Annotated in this window: 16 protein-coding genes and 1 pseudogene; 6 read left to right on the top strand and 11 right to left on the bottom strand. The window is 61.8% G+C overall.

Features of this window, described 5'->3' with window-relative positions; genetic code table 11:
- Positions 1–72: 72 nt before the first annotated feature.
- The 4 genes from V1294_RS29925 to V1294_RS29910 are packed head-to-tail and all read right to left on the bottom strand — an operon-like array spanning position 73 to position 3,032.
- On the bottom strand, positions 73–408 hold the full coding sequence (locus V1294_RS29925) for a hypothetical protein (RefSeq protein ID WP_334502229.1): 336 nt from the start codon (positions 406–408) through the stop codon (positions 73–75).
- Entirely contained in the window at positions 405–890 is a 486-nt protein-coding gene (locus V1294_RS29920; RefSeq protein WP_334502228.1) for a hypothetical protein, read from the bottom strand. Before V1294_RS29920 ends, V1294_RS29925 begins: the two co-directional genes overlap by 4 nt.
- A 1-nt stretch (position 891) precedes the next feature.
- Positions 892–1,200 carry a DUF6634 family protein gene (locus tag V1294_RS29915; RefSeq protein WP_334502226.1) on the bottom strand — a complete coding sequence of 103 codons (309 nt, stop codon included), beginning with the start codon at positions 1,198–1,200 and terminating at the stop codon, positions 892–894.
- Positions 1,200–3,032, bottom strand: coding sequence for an AAA family ATPase (locus V1294_RS29910; protein ID WP_334502224.1), 1,833 nt, complete (start codon positions 3,030–3,032; stop codon positions 1,200–1,202). The genes V1294_RS29915 and V1294_RS29910 overlap by 1 nt, the downstream gene beginning before the upstream one ends.
- Before the next feature lie 216 nt (positions 3,033–3,248).
- Between V1294_RS29910 and V1294_RS29905 the strand changes: the two genes are divergently transcribed.
- From V1294_RS29905 to V1294_RS29885, 4 genes are all read left to right on the top strand, one after another.
- A complete protein-coding gene (locus V1294_RS29905; RefSeq protein WP_334502222.1) occupies positions 3,249–3,674 on the top strand; it encodes a hypothetical protein in 426 nt (141 codons plus the stop codon).
- A gap of 380 nt (positions 3,675–4,054) precedes the next feature.
- Positions 4,055–6,394 carry a hypothetical protein gene (locus tag V1294_RS29900; RefSeq protein ID WP_334502220.1) on the top strand — a complete coding sequence of 780 codons (2,340 nt, stop codon included), beginning with the start codon at positions 4,055–4,057 and terminating at the stop codon, positions 6,392–6,394.
- Positions 6,395–6,827: 433 nt separating this feature from the next.
- Positions 6,828–7,064, top strand: coding sequence for a hypothetical protein (locus tag V1294_RS29895; protein WP_334502218.1), 237 nt, complete (start codon positions 6,828–6,830; stop codon positions 7,062–7,064).
- A gap of 667 nt (positions 7,065–7,731) precedes the next feature.
- The gene (locus tag V1294_RS29885) at positions 7,732–9,798 is read left to right on the top strand and encodes a hypothetical protein (protein WP_334502216.1); all 2,067 of its coding nucleotides are present in this window, start codon (positions 7,732–7,734) and stop codon (positions 9,796–9,798) included.
- 182 nt (positions 9,799–9,980) lie between these two features.
- On the opposite strand, the gene V1294_RS29880 is transcribed toward V1294_RS29885, so the two are convergent.
- Positions 9,981–10,193 carry a hypothetical protein gene (locus tag V1294_RS29880; protein ID WP_334502214.1) on the bottom strand — a complete coding sequence of 71 codons (213 nt, stop codon included), beginning with the start codon at positions 10,191–10,193 and terminating at the stop codon, positions 9,981–9,983.
- 1,026 nt (positions 10,194–11,219) lie between these two features.
- Between V1294_RS29880 and rpmD the strand changes: the two are divergent.
- Positions 11,220–11,396, top strand: a pseudogene (gene rpmD, locus V1294_RS29875) (50S ribosomal protein L30); the annotation flags it as partial.
- A gap of 92 nt (positions 11,397–11,488) precedes the next feature.
- Positions 11,489–11,938 carry a hypothetical protein gene (locus tag V1294_RS29870; RefSeq protein ID WP_334505012.1) on the top strand — a complete coding sequence of 150 codons (450 nt, stop codon included), beginning with the start codon at positions 11,489–11,491 and terminating at the stop codon, positions 11,936–11,938.
- 178 nt (positions 11,939–12,116) lie between these two features.
- Here the strand turns inward: V1294_RS29870 and V1294_RS29865 are convergent, their stop codons facing one another.
- The 6 genes from V1294_RS29865 to V1294_RS29840 form a co-directional block, all read right to left on the bottom strand.
- A complete protein-coding gene (locus V1294_RS29865; RefSeq protein WP_334502211.1) occupies positions 12,117–12,725 on the bottom strand; it encodes a hypothetical protein in 609 nt (202 codons plus the stop codon).
- Positions 12,726–13,478: 753 nt separating this feature from the next.
- The gene (locus V1294_RS29860) at positions 13,479–13,874 is read right to left on the bottom strand and encodes a hypothetical protein (RefSeq protein WP_334502209.1); all 396 of its coding nucleotides are present in this window, start codon (positions 13,872–13,874) and stop codon (positions 13,479–13,481) included.
- On the bottom strand, positions 13,871–14,164 hold the full coding sequence (locus tag V1294_RS29855; RefSeq protein ID WP_334502207.1) for a hypothetical protein: 294 nt from the start codon (positions 14,162–14,164) through the stop codon (positions 13,871–13,873). Before V1294_RS29855 ends, V1294_RS29860 begins: the two co-directional genes overlap by 4 nt.
- Before the next feature lie 13 nt (positions 14,165–14,177).
- A complete protein-coding gene (locus V1294_RS29850; RefSeq protein WP_334502204.1) occupies positions 14,178–14,450 on the bottom strand; it encodes a hypothetical protein in 273 nt (90 codons plus the stop codon).
- Complete coding sequence (locus V1294_RS29845; protein WP_334502201.1) at positions 14,447–14,743, bottom strand: hypothetical protein; 297 nt, start codon at positions 14,741–14,743, stop codon at positions 14,447–14,449. The genes V1294_RS29850 and V1294_RS29845 overlap by 4 nt, the downstream gene beginning before the upstream one ends.
- Before the next feature lie 623 nt (positions 14,744–15,366).
- Positions 15,367–15,678 (bottom strand): hypothetical protein, encoded by a 312-nt coding sequence (locus V1294_RS29840; protein WP_334502199.1) that lies wholly within the window; start codon positions 15,676–15,678, stop codon positions 15,367–15,369.
- Positions 15,679–15,725 lie beyond the last annotated feature (47 nt).

Genomic DNA, 15,725 nt, shown 5'->3' with positions numbered 1-15,725 from the left:
TCGCAGAGCCGTGCTTGCTGCCGACCGGTCTGCAGACGCTCGAGCAGATGCTGCACGGGATCACCGATCATGTCAGCTCCCCTCCGGCCAGTGATTGCGGGCGTATCCGCGCCTGCCGAAATGCTCGAGGTCGACGGCATGCCAGCGCTCGGCCTCGGCCGGCGTGGCGTAGCAGTCGATCGCGAGCGAGTGCGGGTATGCGCGCTTCGCGACTGCATCGTCATCGTTCTCGACGGCGACCGTCAGATTCCACGTCGGCATGTGGCCGCCTGGCCGCCGCGCGACCGACAGGATCCGGCCGACCGCATGCGGATTCGTCGTCGGCGTTGGCATGGCGACGAGCCAAAGCGATCCAACGACGGGCGGCGCAGCGTTCGTGGACAAAATGGCGTGCCAGATCGAGCTCATCGCTCCGCCTCCGCTGGCGTCCACCAGAACCCGTCCTCGCACAGTGCCCACTCGCGGCCGGCGTCGATCCAGAGGACCTCACCGGTCGGCTGGACCCGGCCACTCTCGTCGACACCCATCAGGACGGTGGCCGGCGCGTGGTAGGGATCCTCCGGATCCTCGGGATACGCCATCGTCTCGATCGCAAACCTCGCGCGGCGCAACGTCCGCTGCGGAATGTCCGGATCGATCTCGTCCGGATAGCTGGGCCGCCAGCCAGTCTGCACACGCTCGACCAGGCGGCCGATCTTGAGGCGGACCGCCTCGGCATGGACGGTGCCAGGCATCACGCGCTCGAGCATCTGCCATGCCGTCTCCGCGCCGTCGATCGACACGCGGCAACGCAGCGTCCTGCCGACATCGTAGACAGTCACCTCGCCATCGCCGCGAACGTAGATCGACCTGGCCGACTGGCCCTCTTCGAGCAGCGTGAATGTCCTCATCTTAGACCTCGCTTTCTCTGGCGCCTGCCGGCTCGCCGAGTACGTACACCCGCGACATCGTCCGCGCCCAGCGCGACTGGCCGTCGATCCAGACGAGCGGCGACGTCTCGATGCGCCGCCCATTAGTCAGCGTCGGATGGCCGATCATCATGCCGACCAGCGTCATCCGATAGTTTCCGTCCGGGCCGCGCGAGATCGCCGGAACCCACTGATCGATCCGCGGCGCCGTCGCGAGCTCATCCGGCGGCGGATCCTCGCCGCGGAGGTAGGCCTCGAAATCGTTGTGGAGCTTCTTCTCGTCGATCGACATCAGTGCCTCCGCGCGCATGCATCGCGCGTTTCGAGCGTCGCTGCGATCAATCTCTGCAGCTTGCGCATCGAGAATCTCTCACGCGCCCAGGCCCGGCCAATGATCGCAAGTTCGTCGTCCGCGAGCGGCTGGTCATGCGACCGAGCCTCGTCCTCGGCGGCCGGGTCGCGCATCACGGCCGCGGCCAGCGCAGGCAGGTGCTGCAGCGTAGGCGAGGGGATCCGGATCACGCGATAGCGGTCGCGCAGCGGCGCCGGCAGCCGATCGATGCTGTTCGCGGTGGCTAGGTGGCAGACGTGGGACAGGTCAAGTTCTGCGTCGAGGCCGGTCTCGCGGTAGCGCGCCGACGTCTCGCACTCCAGGAACGGCGTCATACTGTTCCAGAGATTTCCGTTGTACGTCGAGATCCCACCCTTATCGATCTCATCGACGAGTGCGATTGGGTTGGCCATCCGCGACATCATGATCGCGCGTGCCGGAACTCTCGGCTGCGCAGACGACCATGATTTTGGGCTGCCTGCATACGTCCCATCGTGGGCGGCCGCGTCGTCGTATCGATACACGTACATGGCGCCACCGATGAGCTCTGCAAGCCGTCTCACGACCCTCGACTTACCAGACCCAAGGGGGCCCAAAAGCAGGGTCGGACGCATACGCACCGGCAGACCTTCCCGCAGGTCCTGCAGCAGGACGCCAACGGCCTGCCAAGCATGTGGATACTCCGCGCGCAGCGTGTCGCGAATCCTTGCGATATCGCGGACAACGATCAGCGGCAGCGCCTGGTCGCGCATATCCCGCCAAGCCGTCGGCATGTTTCTCTCCTCGGCAAGCTTGCCGGGCATGACGACGACCGACGGCGCCGACTGTGTTGGTGGAGGCGGCTCGGGTGGCGTCCCCTCGTCCATACCGTGGTAGTCGCGGCCGGCTTCGACGGCGGCGATCCGGAAAACGGAAACCGGAGGGTTGGAGTCGGCCCACTCGCCGCGGGCTGCACGCCACCAGATTTCCAAGCGGTCCCGCAGGAAGCGCTGCTCTGGCGGTTTCGTGATGATGGACCGGTGCTCCAGGATCCACGAGATCTGCGGCAGCACGCACGTGAACGTTTGCGGCTTGCGCGGATCGCATAGCATGGCCTGCCAGGCCAATGCGAGCTCGCCCGTCCAGTCGCGGCCCTGCGCGGACAGCACGTTGGAGAATCCACGGATCAGCGCAGCCTGCTTCTTGCGGTCGCGCCCGTCGAGCGCCGGCAGTTCGATGCCGAGCCTCGCGACCTGCCGCTCCGTGGTTTTGCGAAGCCATTCCATCGCGTCGTCCCCGCGGTCGTGCTCGAGGATCGCGACGCACGCCGTAGTACCGCTCACGATCCTGGAGTCGTCCTCCTCGTCTGCGACGATGCGCTGCATCTCGCTGCGCCAGTACGTGTCTGCGAGCGCGAAGAAATCGTCGTACGCCGCCGGATCGTACTTGTGGCGCGCGACGTCGTTCCAGACGCGCAGGCGAGCCCGCGCCTCACGGGTGTCACCGTCGGCGCTCGCAAGCACGCCGAGCGCGCCGGCGACGGCGGCGTGGATCACCGACTGGTCGTCGGTAGTGCGCAGCGCCAGCAGTTCGAACGCGCACGACAGCACGGGGTCGGCGACGCGCACGCGCTGGGCAAATCCGCTCACGATGCGGATGCGCTCCAGGATCGTGCCGGCTGCCTCCAGCTCGCCGACGGCGTCGAAACCGGCGACCTGACGGGTTCGGTCGCTCGCCATGCGGAAAGCCGCTCGCCACGTCGGCAAGCACAGCCAGCCGGCCAGCCAAAGTATGCGCCTGTCGACGTCACTCATCGCTCGGCCTCCGGCTCGACGGGCGCCGGCGGCGGCGCGCTCTCGGCTCTATCTTCCAGCACGGTCTGGAGCCAGTAGCAGGCGGCCTCCTCGGCTATCGAATCCTTGAATTCCATGCTACCCCAACGTCCGTACGAAGTTGCCATCATTGGCGTCCTTTGTAATCACAATGTACGTACAATGGCAACCGTTCGATCGGAGCATGGATAACGGACGATGAAGGACTCGAAGGCGACGAAACCGAAGCGCGACCGCAAGAAGCCTACGCGGGCGAAAGCCCCCGTTGTCGACGAGATCCGCGAAGGCCGGCTGATGATGCGGGTCCACGCAGATCTCGTGCACATGCTCGACATCCGGGCCAAGGAGCGTGGGGAGTCCAGGTCGCGCTACATCGAGAAGCTGTTGGTCGCGTTCCTGCGCGCGGACCCGCGGAATCCGAAAATCGATGCCGTCGGCCGCATCGACGCCGAGGCCCCGGCTCCTCTCAAGGCGCCTGATCCGCTGCGGTTCGGCGAGCGCTGGGCGCGCTGGGTCGACATCAACGACAAACTGCTGGGGTTCCGCGTGCCAGATGAGTGGCTCGATGACGAGTGGGGATACTTCGAGTGGGCCAAGCGCGCCGTGGACAACGACGAAAAGTGAAGGCGCACAATTCGACTCTCGAATAATCCGAATCTCGGATTATATTGATTTCGGAATGTCCGTGAAAATGAATCATTTTCAATGGCTTGCCGAATCGACGGTGGGATGACTGCACTTCGAATTCGGGAAGTGACATTTCGAGAGTCGAATTGTCGACAATCCGAGATTCGAAATGTTCTGCACTCGAAACTGGCAGTTCCGAAACCGTAGACCCCTCGATGGTGGTTGTGTTCTTTGGTGGGGTTTGACCGATAAGCCACTTATCAGGCATCTGACGGAATACAGAAATTTCCGCGGATAGCAGCGAATCCTTGCGCGAATCCTTGTTGACACTTTCGGTTCTCCAGCTCGGTATGGTTGCCTGAACCAAGGATCCGAGTTTGTTTTCGATCGCGCCCACATCTGCGGACATCGTCTCGGCCGTGCCAACGGACACGTTCGTATTGCCTGGCGGACGCTACGACGCGAAGCCGGCGGAGGCGCACAAGCCAATCCGCCGCAACGTCAGCCGCAAGCGCACTGGGCAAGAGGCTTATTTCAAGACGGAGAAGAAGCCGACGTTGCTCGCCAAGGACATTCCGTTCGACGATGGGCCGCCAGTCTACTTCCCGCACGTGGCCCCAAAACCGAAATTCGTCCACAAGCCGATCATCACGCATCGCCGCGGTGATGTGGTCACCGTGGTGACCGGCCCGATCGAGCCGACCGTTCCTCACACCACGCCGGCGACTGAGCCGGGCTGGAAGAAGTGGTTCGGCGACGTCACGGACGTTGCTGCCGCCGCGAAGAAGGCCGGCGTTGAGCGCGCGGCGAAGAGGAGGGGCTACTTCAAAGGGCGCAGCGACAAAAAAGAAGCAGAGTGGGAGGCCAGGTGCAAACGTGCCTTGGCAAAGGGTAAGCCGCTTCCGAAGCGCCCCAAGCCGCGCGAACTCCCCCCGAACTTCATGCACTACGTCAAGGACGAGCAGTTCGTGGCGATGGTTAATGCGTCGCGGGCCACCAAATCGACTGCGAGGCGGATGCGCGAGTTCTGGCATCGTGGCTCGATGCCGATCGCCGACCGCGTGTATGCCGACTTCAATGAATTCTTCGAGCACGCCGACGGAACGGCGGCGCCGGCGATCCGAAGCTGGCTCAGAATCATCTCTCTCAGTCTGCTCAACAGCTCGCTGCCGCGCGGCTGGGTCAACTACGGCTACAACAAGGAAGTTGAATATTCATCGAGCCTGGAAGGCAGGCGGCGCCTGTTCGTGCTCGACGAGAGCTACATCGTTCTCGACAAGAGCCGAAGATGCGCCTTCATCGTCGATCTGGACGGCTGGTGGGAGTCTGTCGCCGGGCTGCGTGCTCAACTACGTAAGCTCCTGCCGTCACACCTGATGCCGAATATCATTACGTTCCGCGGCCGGGAATGCGACGGCTTGGGGGTAGAGAACCCGCATTTGGTCTGGATGTTGCCACCGGGCTCGCGCGTGCTGCGCGGCAAGGGGAAGAAGAAGGATCAGCAGTTCAAGCTCCACTCGATGATCCAGGCCGGCATCGTCAGCCTGCTGATCGAGCTCGGCGCCGACCCTGGACACACCAACATCTTCAAGACGAAAAACCCGCTCTCTCCGAGCTTCAGCATCGAGACCTGCGACGACCACTTCGCCACCATGGACGACTGGCGGGCGGCCCTTCCGACCATCACGCCGAACAAGCGCGAGATGCAGCGCCGAGCCAAGGTCCACAAGGCCTCGCAGCAGAGCGGGGCGAAGGTGAACCTGTCCCTGGCGATCTGGAACGACGGCATCGCCTTCCGGCGCCTGGAGATCAAGGCGGCCCAGCGCCGCAAGGATTCGGCCTTCTTACAGGCGATCAAAAAGAACGCGACGTTCGTCGACTGGCTCTATCACCCGGTCGACGGCGTGGTGACCAACAGGCTCATCAAGGAGCACAGCGACACACTGGCGGTTCGCTCGGTGCTAAAAGCGCAGCGCGACTTCGTCGTCCAGATGGATCTGACCCCCAGCGCGATCGGAGAGTTCTGCAACCGCGGTCGCGACTACTACCGTAACCAGCAGAAGGATTGCCCCGTCGCTGGCCCGATGGCGACCGCCGAGGAGCGCAAACGCGTTGAACTATACAGGAAGTCCCAGGGCGGCACAGAGAGCCGGTTGAACATGAAGGACCTTCACTGCGGCCTCATCGCCGAGGAGATCGAATTGCGCATGGACTCCGGCATCCAGGTGGTCAAGGCCGAGGTTGTCAACGCCCTCGCGAAGGCCGGAACCGTAAGCAGGTCAGTAGCTTACGCCCATTTCGATCATGTTCTCAAAACCGTCCTGGAAGCTGCAAGATATCAAGATCACCTTCTTTCTAACAAGTCAGAGCAATCCGGTAAGCAGAGCAACCCTTCCCACGTCATCGTTCCGGATCCGGAATCCTGCGCTCAATCCGTCCCCGTTGCTGCGCCCACACCGGTCCATGCATTCGATCCCGTGCGAAATCCGGGCAAAACCACTGATCTGCCGCTTCCTGCGTGGGTGGTCGACAAGGACTCGCTGACCGAATTCGAGGAAGCGTGCCGGATTCGCGACGATTGGCGCGTGGCAGTGGCCGCATGGCGCAGCGCGAAGCATCGTCAGCAGGCCGACGAAGGGGTGGACCTCGCGGACGATCCGGCATTCCGGGCAATGGTACTCGAACGATCCGCCTGGGTGCATCACCGTCGGCATTGAGCCAGTGCGTCGTCGATAGTCAGCCGGCTGACACGTCCTCCGGGTCAAGCCTTCCAAATCATCCAACATCATGTCCGGTGGGTCGCATGCTTCCTGCTGCAGGCGCCGTGCTGTCTCCGGTGGGTCACGTGCTGACCCGGGCCTTGCCATTTGCGGCTTCTGGAACCAAAGATTCCGCAGGCACCAGAGGGCGTGCCGCTGGAGATTGAGTATGAGGAGTTCGAAAGCCGATGATGTCGCCCGGGTCGTATCGGAGATCGACGAGACCCGGCGGACGGAATATTTCCGGAATCCGGATCGCCCGGATTCGCGGAGCGTAAGACCGCGTCGTCGGCAGGATCCGGCAATCGGCCGCGCCAAGGCGCGCGCTCGGACGGCAGCCTGGCGCGTCAGACTCGATCAACGCGGAGCGGCGACCACGTACGAAATCGGCATGGCCCTGCTCGTGGCTCTGGCGACGGCGAAGTCGAAGGAGATGACCGGGGACGATTGGGATCTGGTCGGCCGGGCCTTGGCTGACCTTCAGAGCAGGGGATTCGATCTGGCGGAGATAAAGGACACGCTGCGCAGGCTCCGGCGCCGGCTGCGTGATCCGGGTGACGAAAGGGGCGAGCCCAGAGAGTCCTCTCTCGGCGCGAATGCGCCGGATGACTCGTCACCGGTGTTCTGACCGTCATCGGAAGCCAAGCGCAGATTGTCGTTGATGCTTTCGGCTGGTGGACTCAGGTTGAAGTTCGGTGGCGCCTGAAACACGCTGCCCTCTCAATGACTGACCCGGATGACGATCTCGTCCCCGGGTTGTAAATCGGCGAGCCGTTTGACCCCCAATGGGCGTCCAACGCAGACCCCACCAATGGCGCTCGAAGTTATTGGTACTGCGAAGGAAAGCAGCAGTTGGCTGGGGTCACTGTTGGACGCCTATAGGGGTCAAAGTTCGGAGCCGATACACAATCGACATGTCGTTGATCCTCTGGACGTGTCGCACAGTCTCGTCGACGTCCAATTTCAAAGCCTCCGCGACGTTCCGCATCGAGTTGAATAGCCCCGCGTTCAGGGACAGCTTCGCTATGACGTCCGCCCAAGGCGGGTATAGACCTAGGTCTTGTACCCAATAGGGGATGCCGTTAGCCCGAGAGTTGAGCGCTTCTTCTGCAAGTTCAAGCATTTCAGGCGCATCGCAACCGATTCGACAAGCTCGCACGCAACGTCCTCACCGCTGTCGCTCTCGCTTCAGCGCGCCTTTGGACCAGAGCTTATGAGTCCACGACGTAGCTCTCCCCAGCGCAGCTTGCACGCTTTGCGTGCAAGGGTATAGTAAGGTTTCCTGGGGGGAGAAAATGCGATTACTGTGTATTGTCCTCTTTGCCATTCTTACTGTCTCTGCCCAAGCTTGCGAAGACACGCTCGGAGCGAAGGACACGGATTTACTGCTTAGCGCAAGCACGTCCCTGTCGAAGGAAACATGCATCCTAGCAAAAAACCTAGTTTTGCCGCCTGACAGCGTTATCACGACGAACGGTCACAAATTATCAATCGATGCTGAGAACCTCATTATAAGCGGATCGGCAACCATTCGTGCTTTCAACTATGCGTGGGAAAGCGAACAATCTGCGATCCCCCCACCGAAAGGTTCTGACTTGCCGGTTGCCTTCCCATCATGGGATCCGGGTCCGACGAATGGTTCGGGTCAGGGTCGCAATGGAGGCAAGGTTGTCAAAGGCCTCCCCATGGACGCCGCCTCCGGACGGCCTGGGATGTCCGCAGGCGATGTAGAAATTCATGTGGCTCAAAGCGGAGCGGGCACCTTAAATCTTCAAACGATGGGTTCTGACGGACAACGCGGCGCGGACGGTACACGCGGCTGGTCTGGCGGAAATGGCGAGCAAGGCACCGAAGGCCGGGGCAACCCAATCTGTAGTAATGGCCCGGGCATCGGTGGGCGTGGCGGCGACGGACGATTCGGAGACAATGGCGGCCATGGAGGGGCGGGTGGCGATGGAGCTCAGCTTATCATCGATGTTGGCAGCCCCAGTCCGCGGTTCAAGGTGAACGCAAATGTGCAGCCTGGCGTTCCGGGCGCCGCTGGCTTGCCTGGCCCTGGCGGATTGCCGGGCCTACAAGGTTGCGGCGGTCGCGGCGGACCTTGCATCAGTAAGGAAATTGAGAGGCAGGGTCTGCTTGGCAATCCTGGTGTGGCTGGCAAGTTGGGCCAGATCGGGATGCTCGGGAATCAGGGGTCAATCAAGAAGACGGGCACGTTTAAACTCACAGAAGTAGGCCAACCCAATCAGTGCGAACCGCTGACGCTCTCGCAGCCGGAGCGCGACTTTATAGACGCTCAAGCAAACTACGCGTTTTGGACGCTGGGTGGCTATCGGCTTTTGGGATCGACCTTCAAAGTCGTTCCAACTAACGGCGGAGGCGACGCATTTGTGATCAACCCCGACTGGCGGAATGGGATCTTAAGTTTCGTAAATCCGCTCGTCTTGATTGGGTTGGTACAAAAGCCCTTGCCCTTGCCTGCTCCTATTCCTGCCAATTGTGCGGGATCATTATGTTGTGCGGGATCCCCATCAATAGAATGTCTTTCCGCCAGCCGGTGGTCGCTAGGCACAAATCCGAACGGACTAGATCGGTATCGAGATCGGCTTAAATGGAAAGACGAGGTAATAAAGCTTCTCCATATTGAGCTATCAAAGACGGCTCGTCAGAGATCTTCCGGGACGAGCGAGCAGGACTTCCTCACGGGCGGAAAAGTCTACCTGCAGATCGATTCTGACAAATATCTCATTATAGACGATGAGCTATTTGCTCGGCTCGTCGCGACAATTGGGGCATTGATACCTTCGGTGCGCGTTGCCCTCGATGCACGCGTCGCGCATGATCGAACATCTCTGCAGTGCAGCAGCGGCAGTCCAACGAGGACGGGAGGGCCCAAATTTTATACGAAGTTGGGGACCGACATCCTAGTTGATAGTGGATGGAATGTGATGTTCGCGCAATCGTCGCCCGCGGGATTTCAATTGAACTCACCCAACATAGGGAACGTTGCGGTTGTCTTGCCAATAGCGTCTTTCCGTTCGGAGACGATCTTCGACCCTCCAGTCATTCAATCGATTTCCGCGATGTCAACTTGGGGCGGCAGACCCGGATTTCATGAAGGCGGATTTTGCAAGATCATGTCGCCCAAACCGATGACATCCCGGGACGATCAACTGAACTGCGGCGGAAAGGGCGCGACTCTCCTGAATGACATCCGACCGCGTTGGCACAATTTCGACACCCCTACGATGACGTTCATTCTCGCGGCTGTTCTTTATTTGGATGTAGCGTCGAGGGCCAACTATCTAGATTTTAATGGCGGTTCCCAATCACGGGAGCTGGCGCTCCATTGTTTTCAATAGGTGAAGCCATGAAGAGCTTATCTGTATTTGCTGTCGTGGTCGTAGGCAGCCTTCTGACTGCATGTAGCGGCGACAACGGTGGGGGAGGTGGTGGAGGTTCTTCGTACTGCGATGGTCAATCCTGTTTTTCGTTCTCGCGCAGATCCGACAATCGCTGTCAAACTGCGCTCGATCCACATGCGCTAGGCTTTTTTGCGACGGCCAGGCCTAACGTAAAGACCGATGATGGTCAGGTAAGCTTGATTTTTGCGATTGAGCGAGTACGCGATAGCGGCGTCAAATACGACGAGCTTCCACCAACTGAGCGCAAAGCTGGCGCGGGCGCGGACGTTTGGATCGGATGCGATGCCGGCCGAGATACCGTGAGTGGAGTGCCGAATACTCACCTTGTGCACTTCATTGTTCCCAAATGCTCTTCGTCGCGCGTATATCCGCCCGGTACTACGTGTGCTTCACGGCCAGCTCCTGAGCAGTGGCCGCCAAATTTCAGGTATCCACCACTTCTAGGAGCCATTACGGCAACTAAGATCGCGCCCGCGGTCGATTGCAAAGCGCACTGTGTCCCCGGAAAGGAAACTGCTTTGTGCGTGAACGTAGACGTGCCGCCGGCCGCGAGGATGGCCATGCAACTGAAGGGGACCGATTGGTCTCAGGTCTTGGCTGACTTACGTAGCGAATTGGCCGACGACAGTAAATTTCCAATCACGGCCGCAAGATGGGCGCAGATTGTAGGAGTGAATCCTTCGGATATTGGGCGCGGCGGCGATATCGAATTGAATGGCGACGTCCTACAGCAGGATGGTGATGCGGGGACGCTCCTCTTCGAGTTCACCGATGCGAATGGTTCTGTTAAGGCCACGATGGACGTCGGACGGACGATAGTCGGACAGAGAGTGATCTCAGGCGACATTGTCGAGTGGCTGCCTGACAGTACTAGAGCGCCGCAAATAAAGTTTCCGAATTCACCCGCCTACCAAACGACCTTAGGAGGTCCGGTAGCTCAAATGTACATATCCACAAATCGATTTGTCGTAGGGAACGGGAAGCAATGTCTTGCGGCCGCATACTAGGTACTACGCAACGCCAAATAATGCGGCCGGCTTCGGTCGTAGGCAGAAGCAAGCTCGCGTGGGTCCAAACGAGGCGTCCGCTAGAACGGACGCGGGTTAGGAAGGGGCGGGTGGCCGCTTCTGACCGCAGGCGTTCATGGTGCTCCCACGACGGAGACACCGCACCCCTTGATTTTCGCCGGTCGCGCTCGCATACGTTTGCATCACCGGAAACAACAACGACGGGACGGTCTCCCGAGGAGGCCTCCCGACTCATTCGACTGGCGGCACAGGCTGCTCGTTTGCGCCGGCGCCGTGCGCTGGCATTCGTGGTGAGCATCCGCTAGTGAACACAGGATTCTGGACCACGCCATGAACAAGGTCTTCCTGGCAATCGAACAGATAGCGAGTCCCATCCGACGGCACCACCGACAGCGGGAAACGCTGATCGGACTCGGCCTAAATCGAATAGGGCGCGTCGTCGAACGTGCAGACTCGCCGGAGGTGCGCGGGATGGTCGCCAAGGTCAGACATCTCGTCCGCGTCGTCCGACTCGCGACCGAATTAGACAGGCTCGCAGGCGCCGTCCGAGCACTGTACCGCGAGCCCATCCTAGCCGGCATAGTCCGGGGCGAAGCGCTGTGGAGCAGTTCGAAGAGGCGGTCGACGCCTGCCGCGCGGATCCCAAGGGCGACGACCGGGCCATCAGCGAACGCATCAACGAACTGGCGGTCGCGAAACTTCTTATCGACGATCCACACGTCACCGGCTCGATCACGTACGAACCAGAGCTTCCGGACGGCCGTAGGATCGACTTCGTCATCGATCGCGGCAAAGACAACCTTTACGTCGAGGTGAAGACCGTGCGCCCGCGAACCGGGGACACCGATGATGCGTGGCAAAAATTCCTGGATCGAAGCAAACACCATCCGGAGAACGTGAACTTCATCGTCGAGAAGGAATGGATGGGCGGCGCGATCTACGGGAACGTATTCGCCTCCCGGGCGCACTTTCTCGACTACTCGCTGGAGTTCGAGGCCGTCGAGCGGCGGGGATCCGGCGCAGTTTGGCCAGGCGTCTGCCTTACCTGATCGTCGATTTCCGTGGTGCATCAGATGGGAAGCTAAGTCGAGTTGGCGTACCACTATCGCACGCTCAGTTACACTGCGATCCGATAGGCGTCACATGTGATGCCGTCACGTGTACGCCCGAATCCTTGAACGCCCCCGTTACTCCCCCACTTCTGTGACGGGAAATCTAAGAAAAACTCTAGCGCACGCGCTTAGCCGTCGCGGCGATGCCGGGCTCGGTGATCCGCAGCGATTCCTTGCCGTCGACGTCGACGAACGGCCCCACATGCGGCGCCAGCAGCGCCATCACGTCGTCTGGAATGTCGCGTCGTAGGTTGCTCGCGTAAGGCACCGTGAGACACGACCCGGTGCCCGGGAACATGACCCGCCGCCCGCGGATCCGACCGCCGTTAAAAGTCAGCACCTTGACGACCTTAGCCATGTGACGGCGAGCGCGCGCACGATCGAGCTTCTCCGGGGCGGCCGGCTCCGGCGGCGCGAACAGGACGTCGGCCGGGACCTGAGGGAGGAGGGCCGCTGCGGCCTGGCCAGCCTCCGTCAGCGTCCATTCGTGCTCTTGCTGCACTTCATAGTCGTCGGACCGCCGAGCGCGCCCCTGTTCGATCAGGCCGGCGTCGCGAGCCCGCCACGCCGACGGAGACCGGATCGACAGACGACGGCCGTCCGGATGGCGGATCAGGCACGTCTCGAAATTGTGTCCGGTCCCGTAGGCGCTACCGACGGCGCGCGTGAACGTGAAGCCGTCGCGTAGTGCCATGAGGATTCGGTGGTCAGCGGTCAGCTTCATCGCATCAAATCAATCAGAATGGGATGTCGTCGGCCGTCAGCTTCGGCAGCTTTTGTGTGCTGGCGGATGCTGGCTGCTGCGTCTTGTTGACAGGCCGACGTAGCGCCAATTTTCCGGCGTCGTACATCGAGAGGCGCGGCTTCTCCACCGGAGCAGGCGGCGCCTTCGGAGCTGAAGGCGGCGGGCGCTGCACTCTTGGAAGGCCAGAATTCGCTGTCGGCCCTGGATGCAAGACGGTCGGCACCGGCCGCGCCGGCGACTGCAACGGAGTGGTGATGAGCCTCCTGCCGTCCTCATCGTATTCAGGCTCCGGCACCGGTGGCCTCTCCACCGACGCAGCAGGAGCGACGACCTCGACCTGCGCGGTGGGCTGCGGTGCTGGTGCTGCAGCCGGTCGCGACGAAGTGACCAGCCCTGCGCGGACCAGGACGTCGCCGAAATTAGGGTGCAAAAACCGATCCCGCGCGGCCGAACCGGCGGTGGCTCCTGGCGCCGTGACGGCGGCAGTAACGGGTCTCGGAGACTGAGCGCGCGGTACACTTGGCATTGGCGGTAGCTTGGGCCCGGCCCAAGGCTTCGGCGGCGGCGGTGCCTTAGGCCGCGGCCAGCGAGACGTCGCCGGCATCGGAACACGCGCCGGCGCGGTCTCCGGAGATGCCGTAACGACCTCCGCGGGAGGCGTCGCGGCGACAGGAGTCACCGGCGCCGTCTTGGGATCCGGGCGCTTGATCCTGGGGAATCCTCCTGGGCGTGTCATGCGTCTTCCAGAAGAGCAGCGACGGCCCGTGCCCACGGCGTGTCCTCATCCGAGACGTCGACTGGTGGGGTGTCGGTGTCGAAAATCACGGGGATCTCGATCTCGTAGTTGATGCCGACCTCATTGGTCGCCCGCATGACGGCGCGCGCGACGTTGCAGACATCATCTGCGCGTCGTTGCAGATCGGCGGCGTGCCGGTGCAGATGGCTGATCAGCAGCGCGTCGAGCCGCTTGATATCGGCCGGATCCATGTCGCGGTCGACCAGCGCACGCAGATCACGCCGCACGCAGCGGAGCAGCGTGGCGCCGGCGGTCCGCCAGCGCGATCCATGCGTCTCGCGTAAGGCCATCTCCAGGCGTTTCCAGTGTGCAGTCTTGGGCCAGCGGCTCACGACACGCTCTCCAAGTGTGGTTCACGACGGCCGCGCTCGAGCCCGATCCTGTAGCCGGTGCGCCAACCGACGATCAGCTGGCTGATGTGCTGCTCAGGAAATGAAGACGACAGGACCATAATGGCGGTGCCGGTATCGTCGATGATGGTCACGAAGCCGCGCTTCGTGTCGCGGTCGACGGCGCGGCGCGCGCGGTAGAGCTCGTCGCCGACCGTCAGAGACGTCACGCTGATCTCGATCGGCTCCGCTATCGGCTTTCCAGTTCTCAATCGGATGACATTGGAGTCCATCACGCACACATCATCACTTCGCTGCCCTTGCAAAAACTGCAGATCCGCTCGCCGATTCCGGCGGGAAAGAACCTCTTCCTGCCATCGCAGACATGTCCCAGGCATGTCCGCAGCTTGGCGCCTGGCTTGGCCTGCCGAGCCTCGAAACCTCCGTCCACACGGCCTTCTTGGTGCGTCCCAGCTGAGACGCGATCTCGTCGATCGACGGCCTCGGAACAGAAAAATAGAGCCTTGCGAGCCGATTGATATCGGCGTCGGACCAACTGGCACCCTGGTTGGTCATCATGACGTCCTCCCGGTCATGAAGCGGCGGCGGAGGGCGGAGATCTGCAGCGCGCGCTCGCTGGCGGCATCACACTCGGTGTCGAGCAGATCAATCAAGTCGCCGTCGATGTCGCGACGGTCGCGGCGCTTGCCGGCTCCGGAGAGCCAATCCCACAGCGTGCTGCGAGAGATGTTTAGACCCTCGGCCAGGCGGCGACGCCAGGACTTTCCGTAAAGCGTCGTGCCGACCAGGGCGAGGCGATCGGGGATTTCGGCGGGGATTGATTCTGGCTTCTGGGGAGGCGGCCTACGCACTAGTGAATCCTTGCTCGTAACCAAACTCAGACACGACATAGTATGTACGATGTGTGCGTCTAGTGTCAAGCGGTCCCCAAATTCTTGGCCCCGCTTGCGTCTTTCCGGCCGGCAGCGTTCACTGCGCGCGCGCAACAAACGGAGGCGACCATGCGTGCCATTATTTCTGCCATCATTGGAGCGTTGAGAACCGCGATCGGAGTAGCTGCAGCGGCGATTTCCGCACCGTTTAGATTCCTTTTCCCTGGCGGCGGTGCGCGGTCAGGTCGACGTTCCGGAGGTCGCGCCGCCGGCCGAGATCCCGTCGGCGCCGGCGGTCGATCACGCGGAGATGTATCGCCAAGTCGCCGTCTCACTGCAGACCTGGGCCGCGGAATCGTTGCTCGCTGATGCGCCGCAGCCGCTGCCGACGAAATGGCCGAGGAACGTCAAGGAGTGGGCGAGGGGCCTCAATCGAGAGGAGTGTTTCACTCTCGTTGATGCGCCGGAGCGCGCAATTATCGCGCATATTTCACGCCTATTTGCGATGCCTCGCGTTCGCAAGTTGCAGCCGTTACCGGCGGCGAAATGGGTGAAGCAGGAGCCGATTGCCGACCCCTGCTTCGGCCAACCGTCGTTCGCGACTATCGCTTCAGAGCTCGAGCGGCACTGACGGCGTGATCGCGCTTGAGCCGCGCGATCTCATCGTGTGCCGCCGTCAGCTCCTGTGCCAGCCGGCCCATCATGATCTGCTCGCGGGCGCGCATCAGCTCGGAGTACCGCAGTGCCGCGCGAAGCTTTGCGTCCGCCCAGTCATCGTAGTTCGCCTCGACGGCCGCGCGGTAATTCGCGATGCCGGCGACGAGCGCGCCGGCGATCGAAAGTGCGCCGCCGGCGGCCCCGGTCGTGAAAGCGCCGACGTCAAAGTGTGCGTGAGAGCCGCCAACGGTGGTCATCTGCAATCTCCTTGGCAAAGCGTACATGAGATGTACGATGTATTGAC

The organism is Bradyrhizobium sp. AZCC 1678, assembly GCF_036924765.1.
GTDB lineage: Bacteria > Pseudomonadota > Alphaproteobacteria > Rhizobiales > Xanthobacteraceae > Bradyrhizobium > Bradyrhizobium algeriense.
This window is presented reverse-complemented; position numbering and strand designations above follow the sequence as displayed.